The organism is Actinoallomurus purpureus (genome assembly GCF_024055795.1).
Classification (GTDB): Bacteria; Actinomycetota; Actinomycetes; order Streptosporangiales; family Streptosporangiaceae; genus Actinoallomurus; species Actinoallomurus purpureus.
The window spans coordinates 129,956-143,721 of sequence record NZ_JAMXMY010000005.1 but is presented as its reverse complement, the minus strand read 5'-3'; the positions used below and the strand labels follow the sequence as shown (position 1 = coordinate 143,721).

Annotated in this window: 15 protein-coding genes; 4 read left to right on the top strand and 11 right to left on the bottom strand. The window is 71.5% G+C overall.

The features are described 5' to 3' along the window. Window positions 1-65: 65 nt before the first annotated feature. The 4 genes from NE236_RS12060 to NE236_RS12045 all read right to left on the bottom strand — a co-directional run bounded on the left by NE236_RS12060 (window position 66) and on the right by NE236_RS12045 (window position 3,143). Window positions 66-416, bottom strand: a complete 351-nt coding sequence (locus tag NE236_RS12060; RefSeq protein WP_252841998.1) for a hypothetical protein — start codon at window positions 414-416, stop codon at window positions 66-68. Continuing rightward, the gene (locus NE236_RS12055) at window positions 409-1,170 is read right to left on the bottom strand and encodes a LytR/AlgR family response regulator transcription factor (RefSeq protein ID WP_252841997.1); all 762 of its coding nucleotides are present in this window, start codon (window positions 1,168-1,170) and stop codon (window positions 409-411) included. Before NE236_RS12055 ends, NE236_RS12060 begins: the two co-directional genes overlap by 8 nt. Before the next feature lie 62 nt (window positions 1,171-1,232). Beyond that, window positions 1,233-2,432: a sensor histidine kinase gene (locus NE236_RS12050; RefSeq protein WP_252841996.1), complete on the bottom strand. Its 1,200-nt coding sequence runs from the start codon at window positions 2,430-2,432 to the stop codon at window positions 1,233-1,235. Window positions 2,433-2,549: 117 nt separating this feature from the next. Further along, window positions 2,550-3,143 (bottom strand): molybdopterin-dependent oxidoreductase, encoded by a 594-nt coding sequence (locus NE236_RS12045; protein WP_252841995.1) that lies wholly within the window; start codon window positions 3,141-3,143, stop codon window positions 2,550-2,552. A gap of 270 nt (window positions 3,144-3,413) precedes the next feature. Here NE236_RS12045 and aroF point away from each other — a divergent pair, with 270 nt between their 5' ends. After that, window positions 3,414-4,436 carry a 3-deoxy-7-phosphoheptulonate synthase gene (aroF, locus tag NE236_RS12040; RefSeq protein WP_252841994.1) on the top strand — a complete coding sequence of 341 codons (1,023 nt, stop codon included), beginning with the start codon at window positions 3,414-3,416 and terminating at the stop codon, window positions 4,434-4,436. A gap of 237 nt (window positions 4,437-4,673) precedes the next feature. Further along, the gene (locus NE236_RS12035; protein WP_252841993.1) at window positions 4,674-5,576 is read left to right on the top strand and encodes an EamA family transporter; all 903 of its coding nucleotides are present in this window, start codon (window positions 4,674-4,676) and stop codon (window positions 5,574-5,576) included. A 351-nt stretch (window positions 5,577-5,927) separates the two neighbouring features. Here the strand turns inward: NE236_RS12035 and thiI are convergent, their stop codons facing one another. The 3 genes from thiI to NE236_RS12020 form a co-directional block, all read right to left on the bottom strand. Then, a complete protein-coding gene (gene thiI, locus NE236_RS12030) occupies window positions 5,928-7,181 on the bottom strand; it encodes a tRNA uracil 4-sulfurtransferase ThiI (RefSeq protein WP_252841992.1) in 1,254 nt (417 codons plus the stop codon). A gap of 188 nt (window positions 7,182-7,369) precedes the next feature. Then, on the bottom strand, window positions 7,370-8,395 hold the full coding sequence (locus NE236_RS12025) for a 6-phosphofructokinase (protein ID WP_252841991.1): 1,026 nt from the start codon (window positions 8,393-8,395) through the stop codon (window positions 7,370-7,372). A gap of 134 nt (window positions 8,396-8,529) precedes the next feature. Then, a complete protein-coding gene (locus NE236_RS12020; protein WP_252841990.1) occupies window positions 8,530-9,300 on the bottom strand; it encodes a lysophospholipid acyltransferase family protein in 771 nt (256 codons plus the stop codon). A 257-nt stretch (window positions 9,301-9,557) separates the two neighbouring features. Between NE236_RS12020 and NE236_RS12015 the strand changes: the two genes are divergently transcribed. Then, a complete protein-coding gene (locus NE236_RS12015) occupies window positions 9,558-10,268 on the top strand; it encodes a hypothetical protein (RefSeq protein WP_252841989.1) in 711 nt (236 codons plus the stop codon). A gap of 152 nt (window positions 10,269-10,420) precedes the next feature. Then, window positions 10,421-11,119 (top strand): RDD family protein, encoded by a 699-nt coding sequence (locus NE236_RS12010; RefSeq protein ID WP_252841988.1) that lies wholly within the window; start codon window positions 10,421-10,423, stop codon window positions 11,117-11,119. Window positions 11,120-11,153: 34 nt separating this feature from the next. Here the strand turns inward: NE236_RS12010 and NE236_RS12005 are convergent, their stop codons facing one another. The 4 genes from NE236_RS12005 to NE236_RS11990 all read right to left on the bottom strand — a co-directional run bounded on the left by NE236_RS12005 (window position 11,154) and on the right by NE236_RS11990 (window position 13,718). Further along, on the bottom strand, window positions 11,154-11,852 hold the full coding sequence (locus NE236_RS12005) for an endonuclease/exonuclease/phosphatase family protein (protein ID WP_252841987.1): 699 nt from the start codon (window positions 11,850-11,852) through the stop codon (window positions 11,154-11,156). Beyond that, window positions 11,853-12,800: an ROK family glucokinase gene (locus NE236_RS12000; protein WP_252841986.1), complete on the bottom strand. Its 948-nt coding sequence runs from the start codon at window positions 12,798-12,800 to the stop codon at window positions 11,853-11,855. It lies immediately after the preceding gene. Between the two features lie 16 nt (window positions 12,801-12,816). Further along, window positions 12,817-13,167: a hypothetical protein gene (locus NE236_RS11995; RefSeq protein WP_252841985.1), complete on the bottom strand. Its 351-nt coding sequence runs from the start codon at window positions 13,165-13,167 to the stop codon at window positions 12,817-12,819. A gap of 116 nt (window positions 13,168-13,283) precedes the next feature. After that, on the bottom strand, window positions 13,284-13,718 hold the full coding sequence (locus NE236_RS11990) for an SRPBCC family protein (protein WP_252841984.1): 435 nt from the start codon (window positions 13,716-13,718) through the stop codon (window positions 13,284-13,286). Between the last annotated feature and the right edge of the window lie 48 nt (window positions 13,719-13,766).

Sequence of the window (13,766 nt, the reverse complement as noted above, 5' to 3'; positions counted from 1 at the left end):
GTTCTCCTCGCCGGGCGGCGAGTCCCACCACCTTCCGGGGGGTATGGCGTCGGCACGTGCTCCGGTCACTCGTGCCGGGTCATGGCGGCGAAGTCGCGTTCGGCACGCTCGGCAAGGCGTACGTGCCGGCGCGCCACGGCCACCCACACGACGGGAACGACCGCGCACAGGACCAGCCAGGGCAGGCGTACGCCGAACAGCCGGACCCGTGACAGCGCGGGCTCCCACGCGAACAGCAGCGGCAGCCCACCGGCGACCAGCGCGACGATCGCGCAGGTCAGCGCGGCGTGCCCGGCCTGGACGCGCATGAGTGCCCGGACCGGAGCCGCGTCGACGCGGCTCCGGTCACCGGTGGTGCGGCGCAGGGGCCGCGCCGAGCGTCCACGCGGACCGGTGACGGTGACGCGTTCACTCATCTGGGGGTTCGGGCCTCTGCCGGAACCGGCGGATCAGCAGGTCGCGGACCTCCCGCGTGTGGCGGCGGCTCACCGGCAGCAGCCGGTCGCCGATCTCCAGGAGCACACGGCCCTCCTCGAAGCGGAGCTCGGTGATGTGCGCGGCGGCGACGAGCGTCTTGCGGTGGATGCGGATGAACCCGGCGGCCTGCCAGCGCTCGGCGAGGACGGCCAGCGGCATCCGGAGGAGGTAGCTGCCGTCTGCGGTGTGCAGGCGGATGTAGTCGCCGTGGGTCTCGGCATGGGTGACGTCGGCACGGGAGATCAGCCGGGTGCGCCCGCCCAGCTCCACCGGGATGACCTCGTCCGCCTCCGGCTCGGGCGGGGTGGTGTCCCGGTGGACGGCCTCGTCGACGCGGCGCACGGCCTCGCTGAGACGGTCGGGGTCGATGGGCTTCAGGAGGTAGTCGACGGCGCCGAACTCGAAGGCGGTGACGGCGAACTCGTCGTGCGCGGTGACGAAGACGATGGCGGGCGGGTCGGCGAAGCCGGCGGCGAGGCGCGCGAAGTCGAGTCCGTCGAGCGCGGGCATGCAGATGTCGAGGAAGACCGCGTCGAGCCGCTCCCCGCTCTTGATCATCCGCCCGATCTCGCGAAGCGCCTCCGCGGCGTCCCGCGCGGCCTTGACGTGCTCGATCCGCGGATGTCGGCGGAGCAGATAGGTGAGCTCCTCCAGCGCGGGGGCCTCATCATCGGCGGCGAGCACGCGAAGCATGGCAGGAGACTCCCTCTTTTACTCTCGGTATGCAACTCGTTTCACCAAGTAGTTGGTTTCTTTTACCGAGCGGCGACGGCCGTGTGGCTCTTGGGCACGCGTAGGCTGACCTTCATGCCCGCCCCGACGGCCGTCTCGATGACCAGGCCGTACTCCTCTCCGTACACCTGACGCAGGCGGTGGTCGACGTTGACCAGGCCGATGCCGCCGTGCGGAGCGCTCTCTCCGCCCTCCTCCAGGAGGGCCCGCAGCTTGCCGGGATCCATGCCGACCCCGTCGTCCTCCACGCTGATCGCCGCCTCGGCGCCCGCGTCCCGCGCCACGATCCGGACGTGGAGCCGCTCGGCGCCGTACTGCATGCCGTGCCGGATGGCGTTCTCGACCAGCGGCTGCAGGGACAGGAACGGCACCGCGACCGGGAGCACCTCCGGGGCGATCTCGACGCTGAACCGCAGCCGCTCGTCGCCGAAGCGCGCCCGCTCCAGCAGGAGGTACCGGTGGATCGACCGCAACTCCTCGGCCAGCGTCGTGAAGTCCCGCTGGTCGCGGAAGGAGTAGCGCGCGAAGTCGGCGAAGTCGAGCAGCAGCTCGCGGGCCCGCTCGGGATCGGTGCGCACGAAGGACGCGATCGTGGTCAGCGAGTTGTAGACGAAGTGCGGGGAGATCTGGGCGCGCAGCGCCCTCATCTCCGCCTCAACGAGGCGGGTCTTCGACGACTCGAGCTCGGCCAGCTCCAGTTGCCCGGAGGCCCAGCGGGCCACCTCGCCGAGGGTCTGCAGGCGTTCGTCGCGGACGCCCCCGCCGTACGCCGCCAGGGCCCCGGCGACGCGGCCCTCGATGGTCAGCGGCGCGATCAGCGCGACCCGGATGGGGCAGCCGGGGTCGCCGCACGCGACCGGCTCGGGGACGGCGACGCGTGGCCGCCCGGTCGTGAGGACCGGTGAGGCGAGCGGGAACACGGTCGCGGAGTGGACCTCCCCGGCGCCCTCCCAGGCGAGCAGGCGCTCGGTGTCGGTGATCGCGACGGCCGGCACGCCGAGGAGCTCCCTCAGGTGACGGGCCGCGCGCCGCGCCGACTCCTCGGTCAGGCCGGTCCGCAGGGAGGCCGACGCGAGGGAGATGGTGTGCAGGACGGCGAACGACGCCTCACCGCCCGGCGCGTCGTCCCCGCGCCGGCGGGCCGAGCCCAACGACCATCCGGCCGCGGCCGCCGTCAGGGCGGCCGTGGCGGCGAGCACGGCCTCGGCCGAAATCCCCAGCATGACCACAGACGGTAATGCCATCGTCACGCAATCGCCGGTATTTCGGCAAGTCACCTCGGAGCTCGCCCGGAATGGGCGTCGGATCGGGGAGCCCGGCGGTCCGTTCCGCGTGGACTCTCACGCCGGAGGCTCGTCCTCCTGGTAGGAGTACCGCTGCTCATGCCAGGGATCGGCGATGTTGTGGTAGCCGCGCTCCTCCCAGAAGCCACGGCGATCCACGGTGAGGTATTCGATGGCGCGCACCCATTTCACGCTCTTCCAGGCGTACAGGTGCGGCACGACCATCCGCAGCGGCGCGCCGTGGTCGGGGGTGAGCGGCTCACCGCCCTGATGAGTGGCCAGCAGCGCCCTGTCGTCCAGGAAATCGATCATCCGCAGGTTGGCGCTGTAGCCGTAGTCCGCCCACACCATGACGTGGGTGGCGTCGTCGGCCGGTGGCGCCAGCTCGACCAGCATGGCCGTGAGGACGCCCTCCCACCCGACGTCGGGCACGGTGAACTTCGTGACGCAGTGGAAGTCGGCGCTGACCTTCGCGCGCGGCATCGCCTGCACCTGCGGCCAGGTCCAGGCGTACTCCCGCCCCGACTCGGTGGCGCCGTACACCCGCAGGTCCCAGGTGTCGGGGCGGAACTTCGGCACCGGGCCGTAGTGCAGGACGGGCCAGCCGCGCGGGACGTACTGTCCCGGCGGGAGCCGATCATCAGGCCCCACCGCGTCGTCCTTGCCACTCCGAATGCGCGCTCATGGTCATCGCCATCCTGCCACCCCCCGCGGGCGGAGTCCGCCGAACCCCTCCCCCCGCACGCCCTCCGGACATCGGCTACGCTGTGCTCCGTGAGCAACGTCTTCTCCTTTACCTATGGCGGGCCCGGGACACGGGTGGCTGCCAGGAGGACGCTGCGCTAAAAGGCAACCACTGACAGATGCCCCGGGCCCGATGGGTCCGGGGCATCTGTCGTTTTCGCAGAAATGGGGAGCACCATGGTCGTCGTCATGTCCGCCGAGGCGGAGGAAGCGCACATCCAGGCCGTCGTCGGGCTCGTCGAGAAGGCGGGCGGTGAGGCGTTCGTCAGCCGCGGCGTCAACCGTACGATCATCGGGCTGGTCGGCGACGTCGAGCAGTTCGGGACGCTGAACCTCCACGCCCTGCCCGGCGTCACCGACGTGGTGCGGATCTCCGTGCCGTACAAGCTGATCAGCAGGGAGAACCACCCCGACCGCTCGGTCGTCCGGGTCGGCGGGGTGCCGATCGGCCCCGGCACCATGACGCTCATCGCCGGGCCGTGCGCGGTCGAGACGCCGGAGCAGACCCTCGAGGCGGCGCTGATGGCCCGGTCCGCGGGCGCGACCCTGCTGCGCGGCGGGGCTTTCAAGCCGCGCACCTCCCCCTACGCCTTCCAGGGACTCGGCGAGAAGGGCTTGGGCATCCTGGCCGACGTACGCGCCGAGACGGGCATGCCCATCGTCACCGAGGTCGTGGACGCCCGCGACGTCGAGCTCGTCGCCTCCTACGCCGACATGCTCCAGGTCGGCACCCGGAACATGCAGAACTTCGCGCTGCTGCAGGCGGTCGGCGCCGCCGGCAGGCCGGTCATGCTCAAGCGCGGCATGAACGCCACGATCGAGGAGTGGCTGATGGCCGCCGAGTACATCGCCCAGCGCGGCAACCTCGACATCGTGCTGTGCGAGCGCGGCATCCGCACGTTCGAGAAGGCCACCCGCAACACCCTGGACATCTCGGCCGTCCCGGTGGCACAGCGGCTGTCGCACCTGCCCGTCATCGTCGACCCGTCCCACTCCGGCGGCCGCCGCGACCTGGTCCTGCCGCTGACCCGCGCGGCGATCGCGATCGGCGCCGACGGCGTGATCATCGACGTGCACCCGCACCCGGAGACCGCGCTGTGCGACGGCCCGCAGGCCCTCGTCGACGGTGACGTGCGGGAGCTCGCCGAGACCGTGCGCGCCCTGCCGCCGGTGGTCGGCCGCACCCTCACCCAGGTCTGACCTCGCGGTGCGCCGCCCGGACCACGCCCCCCCGGGCGGCGCGCCGCGCCACGCGGACGGTAGTCTCCCCGTCATGGCGTACTACACCGCCCAGCTCGGGCCGCCCCGCTCCTGACCGGGGCCACCGCACGCACGCCCGGCACCGCCGGACGCCTTCTGTGACGCCGCACTGAAGCGGCTCTTCGGCACGCCCCGGATTCGCGTACCCCGAACCGTACGTCTTCTGGAGCGTTCTCCTTGACCACCACTGAGGTCTCCTCGCCCGCGCGCCGCGGGCTCGGCGGGTCCGCCGACATCGTCCTGGCCGCCGCCCTGTGGGGCACGACCGGCACCGTACGCAGCTTCGTCCACGCCGACCCGGTCGCGGTGGGCGCCGCCCGCCTCCTCATCGGGGGTGCCTTCCTGTTCGCCGTCGCCCTGCGCGGCGGCGGGCTGCGGCCCCTGCTCGCCCGCGGCACCCGCACCCGGCTGGTGCTCCTCCTGGGCGCGGTGCTCGTCGCCGTCTACCAGACGGCGTTCTTCAGCGCGGTCGCCCGCACCGGCGTGGCGACCGGGACCGTCGTCACGATCGGCAGCGGTCCGGTCTTCGCCGGCCTGCTGTCCCGGCTCCTGCGCATGGGGACGCTGACCCCACGCTGGATGCTGTCCACGGCCGGAGCGGTCGCCGGATGTGCGGCGCTGACCCTGGGCGGCCAGGCGGCCGGTGTCGAGCCCGCGGGCGTCGCGCTGGCCCTGCTGTCCGGGTTCGGCTACGCCGCGTACGCCACCGTCGCTTCGTACCTCATCACGCGCGGCGACGACAGCCGGGCGGTGCTCGGCGCGCTGTTCGGCGGGTCCGGCGTGCTGCTGCTACCGGTGCTGCTGATCGCGGGCTCCGGCTGGCTGTTCACCGGAGGCGGCGCGGCGGCGGCCGTCTATCTCGGCGTGATCACGACCGGGATCGGCTACCTGCTGTACGGCCGGGGCCTGCGGACGACGCCGGTGGCCGCCGCGACCACCCTCACCCTGGCCGAACCCGCGGTCGCGGCACTCCTGGGGTTGTTCGTCCTCGGCGAGCACCTGGGCGCGATCGCCCTCGGCGGCCTGGCCCTCCTCGCCGCCAGCCTGCTGACCCTCACCCTCCCCACCCGCTCCCAGTAAGTTCCGGGCGAAACCGGAGCGGTAGCCCGATGCAGATCGCCTATCGAGAGGGCGTTTGCAGAAGAGCGGCCGCCCGCGCGGGTCACGGTGGTCGGCCACCAACGCCGTTGGGGGAACCCGTGTGTTTCCACGGTGTCTACTCAGGCGCGAAAATTATCGTCTCAGTGGACGGCGGCTGACGCAGTGGCGTGCCGTCGGTGCCCAATACATGGGTGTGCCTCCCAAATGGGCGGTTCATTCGGGGGCCATCACGAGCTCATGACCATGCGCCCGTCCGTACGCAGCTTGCCCTGGCGGAAGAGCAGCCGAAGAGGCCCCCGGCCTAGCCGGGGGCCTCCGCTTTCCCGGGCGTCAGGCGGTGGGCTCGCCGTAGCCGGGGCGGTGCTCCTGGAGGTTGCCGGCGAGCTGCTCGGCCATCTCCCCCGCGTCGAGCCGCTTCTCGATCTGACGAAGGTCGTCGATCTTGGCGCGGGTCTCGGCGCGGCGGGGGGTGAGCACGGTGCAGCAGTCCTCGTCGGGCAGCTCCGAGATGCTCAAGGTGTGGATCCTCCGCGCCTCGGCCATGATCTCGGTCTTGTCCATGCCGATGAGCGGGCGCAGGATCGGCAGGTTCACCGCGTCGTCGAGGGCGGTGATGTTCTGCATCGTCTGGCTGCTGACCTGGCCGAGGGAGTCGCCCGTGATCAGGGCCGCGCCCCCGAGCTTGTGCGCGACGACCTCGCCGGTCTTCAGCATCAGGCGGCGCTGCGCGATGATCTGCAGCCGGTCGGCGCCGGAGGACTTGATCTGCTGCTGCGCCTTGCCGAACGGCACGACGAACAGCCGCGACCCGCCCTGAAACTTGTCGAGCTCGCGCACCAGGGCGTACGCCTTGTAGATCGACTCGGGGCCGGTGAACGGCATCCCGGAGAAGTGCAGGAAGTCGACCCGCAGTCCGCGGCGCATCATGCGATACGCGGCGACGGGCGAGTCGATGCCCCCCGACATGAGCACCAGCGCCCGGCCGCTCATGCCGACCGGCAGGCCGCCCGCGCCGGGCATGCCGTCGGTGAAGACGAACACCTCGCGCTGGTCGACCTCGATGAAGACCGCGAGGTCGGGGTGCTTGAGGTTGACCGGAAGGTCGTAGCGCTCCTTGACCTTCGAACCGACGAGGACGTTGAGGTCGGAGGAGGTGATCGGGAAGCGCTTGTCGCGGCGGCGCGCGCGGATGGCGAACGCGCCCTTGCGGGCGAGCGCGGGGTGCTGCGCGACGAGGTCGAGGGCCGCCTGGACGGTCGCGTCGACGTCCTTGGCCACCCGCCAGGCGCGGTGCACCCACACGATGCCCATCACGTCGGTGAGCCGCCGGGCCACGGCGTCGACGTCGGCCAGCTCGCCGCTCTCGGCACGGACGACGATGACGCCTTCGCGCTGCCAGACGTTGATCTTGATGCCGAGCCCCTTCACGGCGGCGCGGATGTTGTTCTGCAGCCGCCGCTCGAACAGCTCGCGGTTCTTACCCTTGAGGACGATCTCGCCCAGTTTGAGCAGAACGCAGGGCTCACCGGCGACGGCGGGCCGCTCGGCGTTCTGGGGCTGCGTCACGGTCTCGAGCGTGGGCATGCGTCCTAACCTCCAACGGACAATGGGTGCCTCTCAAGTGTCGCGCACGATGACGACTACCCGCACCAACCGCGAGGGCGCATACCCGTCTTCCCCCGGCGATGACACGCGACCGGCCCGTGGCGCAGTGGGCACCACGGGCCGGTGACGGTCACGGCCGTGCGGGCCGGGTCGCCCCGGCCGCCCGGTCAGCCGAAGAAGACCTCGGCCTCTTCGTAGCGCTGGACCGGGACGGTCTTGAGCTGGTCGGTGGCGGCGCTCAGGTCGACGCGCACGATCTCGGTGCCCTCCAGGCCGACCATCTTGCCGTACGCGCCGTCATGGATGGCGTCGATGGCGTGCACGCCGAACCGGGTGGCCAGCACCCGGTCGAACGCGGTCGGCGTGCCGCCGCGCTGGATGTGGCCGAGGACCGTCGTGCGGGCCTCCTTGCCGGTGCGCTTCTCGATCTCCGCGGCGAGGCGCTCGCCGATGCCGCCGAGGCGCACGTGGCCGAAGGAGTCGAGCTCCTGGGTCTGCGTGTCCATCTGGCCGTCGACCGGGTGTGCGCCCTCGGCCACCACGATGATCGGCGCGTAGCGCGTCTTGAAGCGGCTCTCGACGTACCCGCAGACCTTCTCGATGTCGAAGGGCTTCTCCGGGATGAGGATGACGTTCGCGCCCGCGGCCATGCCGGCGTGCAACGCGATCCAGCCCGCGTGCCTGCCCATGACCTCGCAGATCAGGGCGCGGTGGTGCGACTCGGCCGTGGTGTGCAGCCGGTCGATGGCCTCCATCGCGATGTTCACCGCGGTGTCGAACCCGAACGTGTAGTCCGTGGCGTTCAGGTCGTTGTCGATGGTCTTCGGGACGCCGACGACCTTGACCCCGTTGTCGTGCAGCTGGCGCGCCACGCCGAGGGTGTCCTCCCCGCCGATGGCGATGAGCGCGTCGACGCCCAGCCCGGCGAGGTTGTCCTTGATCCGCTCGACGCCGCCCTCGATCTTGATCGGGTTCGTCCGGGACGAGCCGAGGATCGTGCCGCCGCGCGGCAGGATGCCGCGCACCGCCTGAACGTCGAGCGGCCGGGTGTCGCCCTCGAGCGGACCACGCCAGCCGTCGCGGAAGCCGACGAACTCGTATCCGTAGACCTGGATGCCCTTGCGGACAACGGCGCGGATGACGGCGTTCAGCCCGGGGCAGTCACCGCCACCGGTCAGCACTCCGACACGCATGCCCAACTCCTCTTTGTAACCCTGTGTTCACCCGACCAGACTAGTGGTGCGGGTAGGACGTATCGAAGGCGGCGCGTCCTCAGGACACCACCATCCCGATTGGTCTAGACCATATCGGAAAGCGGCCCCTCTGATCAGCCCTTCGAGGTGTTTGATGCTCGCTCGGCACCCTGCTCTTCCGCCTCGGTCAGGTCGTCCGCCGGATGCCCTGCCGCCTCGACCGGGCCCGGCGCCGTGTCCTGCTTCACGTCGCCGGCGTACCGATCGACGTACTCCTGCCCGGACAGCCGCATGATCGCGTACATGATCTCGTCGGTCACCGCCCGCAGCACGACCCTGTCGTGGGCCATGCCGTAATACCGGGAGAAGTCGAGGGGCTCACCGAACCGCACCTCGGGGCGCGGGCGCAACCGGGGCAGCCGCCGCCCGGAGGGCATCAGCTCGAACGTGTTGATCATGGCCATCGGCACGACCGGCGCACGCGACTCCAGGGCGAGCCGGGCCACCCCGGTCTTGCCTCGGTACAGCCGGTTGTCCGGCGCGCGGGTCCCCTCCGGGTAGATGCCGAGCAGCCTCCCCTCGGCCAGCACCCGCAGCCCGGTCCGCAGCGCGGCCTCGCTCGCCCGGCCGCCCGTACGGTCGATGGGCACCTGCCCGACGCCGCTGAAGAACATCCGGCTGAGGAAGCCCTTCACGCCCGTCCCGGTGAAGTACTCCGCCTTCGCCAGGAACGTGACCTTGCGCGGCAACGGCAGCGGCCCGAAGAAGTGGTCGGCGAACGACAGATGGTTGCCGACCAGGATCGCCGGGCCGTGGCGCGGCACGTTACGCGTCCCGCGCGCCCGTGGTAGCCAGACCAGGTACAGAATGGGACCCAAGATCGCCTTGACGACCCAGTAGAACAACGCCCCGCCTTCCCCTACCCCCTGCCGTTCACCCGTCCGTGGGATGATAATCATCTTCCCATCTCAGGCCGGACACACCCACATCCACACACCGCACGTTTTCGTCATTGCGCGGCGCGGGAGCCGTAGGCTCATCTTGAAGCGTCGGCCGACGGCAGTTCGAGGGGAGGCGCCATGGCGTTGACGCCGGACGTCCGGTCACGCACGACCGACGTGCCGCACGACGACCTGGCCACGATGCGACGGGAGACCGGGGTATGAGTCGGCGCGGCAACGGGCTCACGGCGGACGCCTACGTTCCACTCGCCGACCTGACTCCGCAGCTCGCCGACGCGATGCTGTCCGCCCTCCGTGAGGTCGGAATCGCCGCCTACGCGGCGCCGGCGCCGGGCACGACCGGCGGCTACCTCGACGTACGGCTGCCCGAGGAGCCCACCGACCGGCTGTACGCCGACGCGGAGGCCAAGCAGGCCGCCGAGGACATCCTCGAACGACGCCTTCCCGAGTTGCGCGCGGACTACGCCGCCTCACGCGACGAGGACGAGATCTTCGCCGAGATCGTGGCGGGGTTCGACCGTCCGGCGGACGGCGACGAGACGCCCTGGCCCGCCGAGGAGAACATCGACGAAGGCCCCGAGGAGGCCGCCGCGCTGTCCGGCGAGGACTCCGGTACGGAGCGCACCGTGACCGCGCGCGTCGTCAAGCCCGCCTCCGAGGACGAGGACGAGGACGAGGACCACTTCGTCCCCCCGCCCCCACCGCCGCTCCCCAAGGCGGACCCGATGACGCGGTTCGCGTGGATCGCGCTGCTCGGCGGGCCGGTGTACCTGGTGCTGTCGGTGTTCCTCGGCTGGGCGGTCCCGAGCTGGGCGGCGTTCGCCGCCGTCGCGGCGTTCATCGGCGGCTTCGTCGCGCTCGTACTCCGCATGGGCGACGACCCCCCCGACGACGACGGCGCCGTGGTCTGACACCGCCACGGCCGGGACGTCACGGCTCGGCCCGCGTCCCCACTGGGCCGGATCCGGTCACGGCCGGAGCCGGCTCCCGCGGAACACCCCTTAGTCGATCTTGGATCGATACGATCGACGTCCGGTGATCATGGAGGACGGCGAGGTATCTCATGTCCGGCGAGGAGCCGACACCGAACAGTGGGCGGGAAGAGCCGCCCTCGCTCCAGGACGTCCCGCCCTCTTACGGAGCGCCTCCGCAGGGCGCGCCGCCACCGTACGGAATGCCTCCCGCGTACGGACCGCCGCCCTCCTACGCGCCGCCCGCACTTCCGTACGGGCCGGGGACGGTCACCGGGCCGCTGCCGCCGCTCGCCCACCGGGGCAAGCGGCTCCTGGCCCGAATGATCGATTTCGTGATCATGACGTTGACGGCGATGGCACTGGCCGTCCCTTGGATCATGTTCGTGGCGCACGAGGATCCCTACGGCGAGACCACCTGGACGAATATCGGCGTCGCCGGGATGGTGATCATCCTGGCCGCGACCTTCTTCCTTTATGAGGGGCTGCAGCTCGCCATGTGGGGGAAGACCCTGGGCAAGCGGTGGCTGGGCCTTCGGGTCGTGCTCGCGACGCCGCCCGGCGCCCCCTTGCCCACCGGGAGAGCCCTGGGACGCGCGGCGGTCTATCCGCCCGGGTTCATGCTCGTCAACGTCATACCGATCCTTGGACTCCTCGGCCTGCTCAACGTGCTGTCGCAGTTCTGGGACGAGCCCCTCCACCAGTGCCTGCACGACAAGATCGCCGGCACCATGGTCATCGACGGCCGGTCGGCGGATCGCGCTCTGGCCGGCGCGTTCGTCGGCGGCTGACCGGCCGGACCGCGGGCGCTGACGGCGAGCGCCGTCAGACGCGGAGTTCGGCGAGGACGGGACGGTGGTCGGTGGCGGCCGGGTAGTCGGCGAGCAGGTCGGGGTCGTCGGGCACGCCGCAGCGGAGGACCTCGATGCCCTCGTCGGCGAAGACGCCGTCGATGCGGCGCATCGGGTTCGCCGTGCTGAAGGTCTCCCGCAACCCGAACGGCGCGGTCGCGCCCGCGTCCTGGAAGCGTTCGGCGAGGAAGTCCCAGGCTGCGCCGCCGGGCTGTTCGTTGATGTCCCCGGCGACCACGACGGGCGCTCCGGTCTCCGCGCGGGCCCGGTCGAGCTCCTCGGCGATCTCCTCCGCGTGCCGGCGGCGTGGCCCGGCGGCGAGGTCGAGGTGGACGCTCGCGGCGATCAGGCGGACGCCGCGGACGTCGAACAGTCCCAGCGCGAGCCCACGGCGGTGCATTCCGGGCACGGGCGACAGCAGGCGGTCCCGCCCGTTCGTGGCGGTGGCCCGCGGCCCGGCGTACAACTGCAGCCCGGCGGCCCGCCTCAGCACGACCGGGACCAGGGCGGCGCGCCGGGCGAGCCAGATGCGCCGGCGGCGCCAGAACAGGAAGCGCGGGGCCTCTTGGACGCAGACGATGTCCGGCCGCAGGCGCCGGACGACGCGGGCGAGCGCCGCCCGGTCGTCCCGCATCGACCGGATGTTGTAGCTGACCAGTCGTACCGTGGGCATCTACCGGGAGCGGGCCAGGTCCGCGGCGCCGACGATGCCGGCGTCCGGGCCGAGCTCGGCGATCCGGATGTCGGCGAAGACGCGGTGGCCCCGGCCGGTCAGGGCGTTCTGGAACGCGGCGCGGGCCGGGTCGAGCAGCAGGTCGCCCGCCTCCGACAGGCCACCGCCGATGACGAACGCCCCGGGGTCCAGGATGGCCGCGAGGTCGGCCAGGCCCTGCCCGACCCAGCGGGCGACTGTGCGGAAGCACTCCAGTGCCGCGCTGTCGCCCTCGCGTGCCGCCTCGGTGATCTCCGGGCCGCTGATGCCCTCGGGCCTGCCGTCGCCGAGCTCGAGCAGCCGACCGGCCAGCGCCGGGGACACACGGGCCAGTTCGCGGGCCTCGGCGACCAGGGCGTTGCCGGAGGCGTACTGCTCCCAGCAGCCGCGGTTGCCGCAGCCGCAGCGCCGGCCGTCGGGGACCACGCGGTAGTGCCCGAACTCGGCACCGATGCCGAACCGGCCGCGGTACAGCTCGCCGCCGAGGATCAGGCCGCCGCCGATGCCCGTGCCGAGGGTGATGAGGACCATGTGATCCTCGCCTCGTCCGGCGCCGAACTTCGCCTCGCCCCAGGCGGTGGCGTTCGCGTCGTTCTCCACCACCACGGGGAGGCCGACCTCGCCCTCGACCTTCTTCTTGATGGGCTCGTCGCGCCAGGCGAGGTTCGGCGCGAACAGCACGGTGGACCGGCTCTCGTCCACGAATCCGGCCGCGCCGAGACCCACCGCCTCGACCTCGCCGAAGCGGCCCCTGAGGATGTCGACGACCTCCGCGATCACGCGGGCCGTCTCGTGCGGGCTCGTCGACGGCGTCGGGCGGCGTACCTTCTCCAGGATCCGCCCATGGTCGTCGACCACACCGGCGGCGACCTTCGTGCCGCCGACATCCACACCAATGGTCAGCGTCATGGACGCTTCTCCTCCGTCAACCCGTCGCCGTGCCGGCGCCCGCCGGGTCGTCGCCCGCCGCCTGGGGGCGCGGCCGCGTGCGCTCGAACCCTGCCATCGCCTCGCGGACCGCCGAGTAGAGCTGCTCGCCCGCCGCCATCACGTGGGAGAGGACCTCGGGGCCCGACTCGCGCGACGCCGCGATCGCGCGGCACACCGGGCAGTAGCGGCACTCGGCCGCACCGGTCGCGATGTGCCCGCCCCAGGCCTCGCTCGTAGCGTCGCTCCACACGTCGCCCTTGGGCGCGCCGCCGGCGTTCATCCGCCGGCGAAGCGTGTCGACGAGGCGCACTGCCTCGTACAACACGGATGGTGGCTGCTCACTCATTGGTCATCATCTACCTATCGTCCAGCGTGAAACCGTACCGTCCCGGAAGGGATGCCCGCGCCAGCGGGTGCCCGCGCCGTCCAGGGCGGCGCCCACCGTCGGATCCCGTCGCATGCCTATCCCTCGACGCGTCGCTTGAGCCCTCTGAGGGCCGTGTCGATGATGCGCTTCTCCGCCTTCCGCCTGACCATGCCGATCATGGGGACGCGCACGTCGACGGAGAGCTCGTACGTCACCTCGGTCTCACCGTCACGCTCGGCGAGGCGGTAGCCGCCGGTCATGCCGGTCAGCATGGTTCCGCGCTCCGCGAGGTGCCAGTGCACCGCTTCGTCGTCGTCCCAGTCGTAGGCCAGGACGTAGGTGTCCTTGATCGGCCCAGCCTCCAGCGTGATCCGCACCTGTTCGGCGCGTCCGTCGTCCTCGGTCACGACGACCTCGGCCGCGGTGATTCCCTCTGCCCATTCAGGGTATTCCGCGAAATCGGCGATGACCGCCATGATCTCCGGCTTTCCGGCCTTGATGGTGATGCTGGAGCTCGTACGGTCCGCCATCGGCGTTTCCTTCTTTCGGCTTCTTTCGGGCGGGAACGGCGCGGTGTC

Excerpts from the sequence above, each read along its gene's own strand:
- NE236_RS12060 (WP_252841998.1), bottom strand. The coding sequence starts at position 416 with ATGAGTGAACGCGTCACCGTCACCGGTCCGCGTGGACGCTCGGCGCGG.
- NE236_RS12055 (WP_252841997.1), bottom strand. The coding sequence starts at position 1,170 with ATGCTTCGCGTGCTCGCCGCCGATGATGAGGCCCCCGCGCTGGAGGAG.
- NE236_RS12050 (WP_252841996.1), bottom strand. The coding sequence starts at position 2,432 with ATGCTGGGGATTTCGGCCGAGGCCGTGCTCGCCGCCACGGCCGCCCTG.
- aroF (WP_252841994.1), top strand. The coding sequence starts at position 3,414 with ATGGTCGTCGTCATGTCCGCCGAGGCGGAGGAAGCGCACATCCAGGCC.
- thiI (WP_252841992.1), bottom strand. The coding sequence starts at position 7,181 with ATGCCCACGCTCGAGACCGTGACGCAGCCCCAGAACGCCGAGCGGCCC.
- NE236_RS12025 (WP_252841991.1), bottom strand. The coding sequence starts at position 8,395 with ATGCGTGTCGGAGTGCTGACCGGTGGCGGTGACTGCCCCGGGCTGAAC.
- NE236_RS12015 (WP_252841989.1), top strand. The coding sequence starts at position 9,558 with ATGAGTCGGCGCGGCAACGGGCTCACGGCGGACGCCTACGTTCCACTC.
- NE236_RS12010 (WP_252841988.1), top strand. The coding sequence starts at position 10,421 with ATGTCCGGCGAGGAGCCGACACCGAACAGTGGGCGGGAAGAGCCGCCC.
- NE236_RS12005 (WP_252841987.1), bottom strand. The coding sequence starts at position 11,852 with ATGCCCACGGTACGACTGGTCAGCTACAACATCCGGTCGATGCGGGAC.
- NE236_RS12000 (WP_252841986.1), bottom strand. The coding sequence starts at position 12,800 with ATGACGCTGACCATTGGTGTGGATGTCGGCGGCACGAAGGTCGCCGCC.
- NE236_RS11995 (WP_252841985.1), bottom strand. The coding sequence starts at position 13,167 with ATGAGTGAGCAGCCACCATCCGTGTTGTACGAGGCAGTGCGCCTCGTC.
- NE236_RS11990 (WP_252841984.1), bottom strand. The coding sequence starts at position 13,718 with ATGGCGGACCGTACGAGCTCCAGCATCACCATCAAGGCCGGAAAGCCG.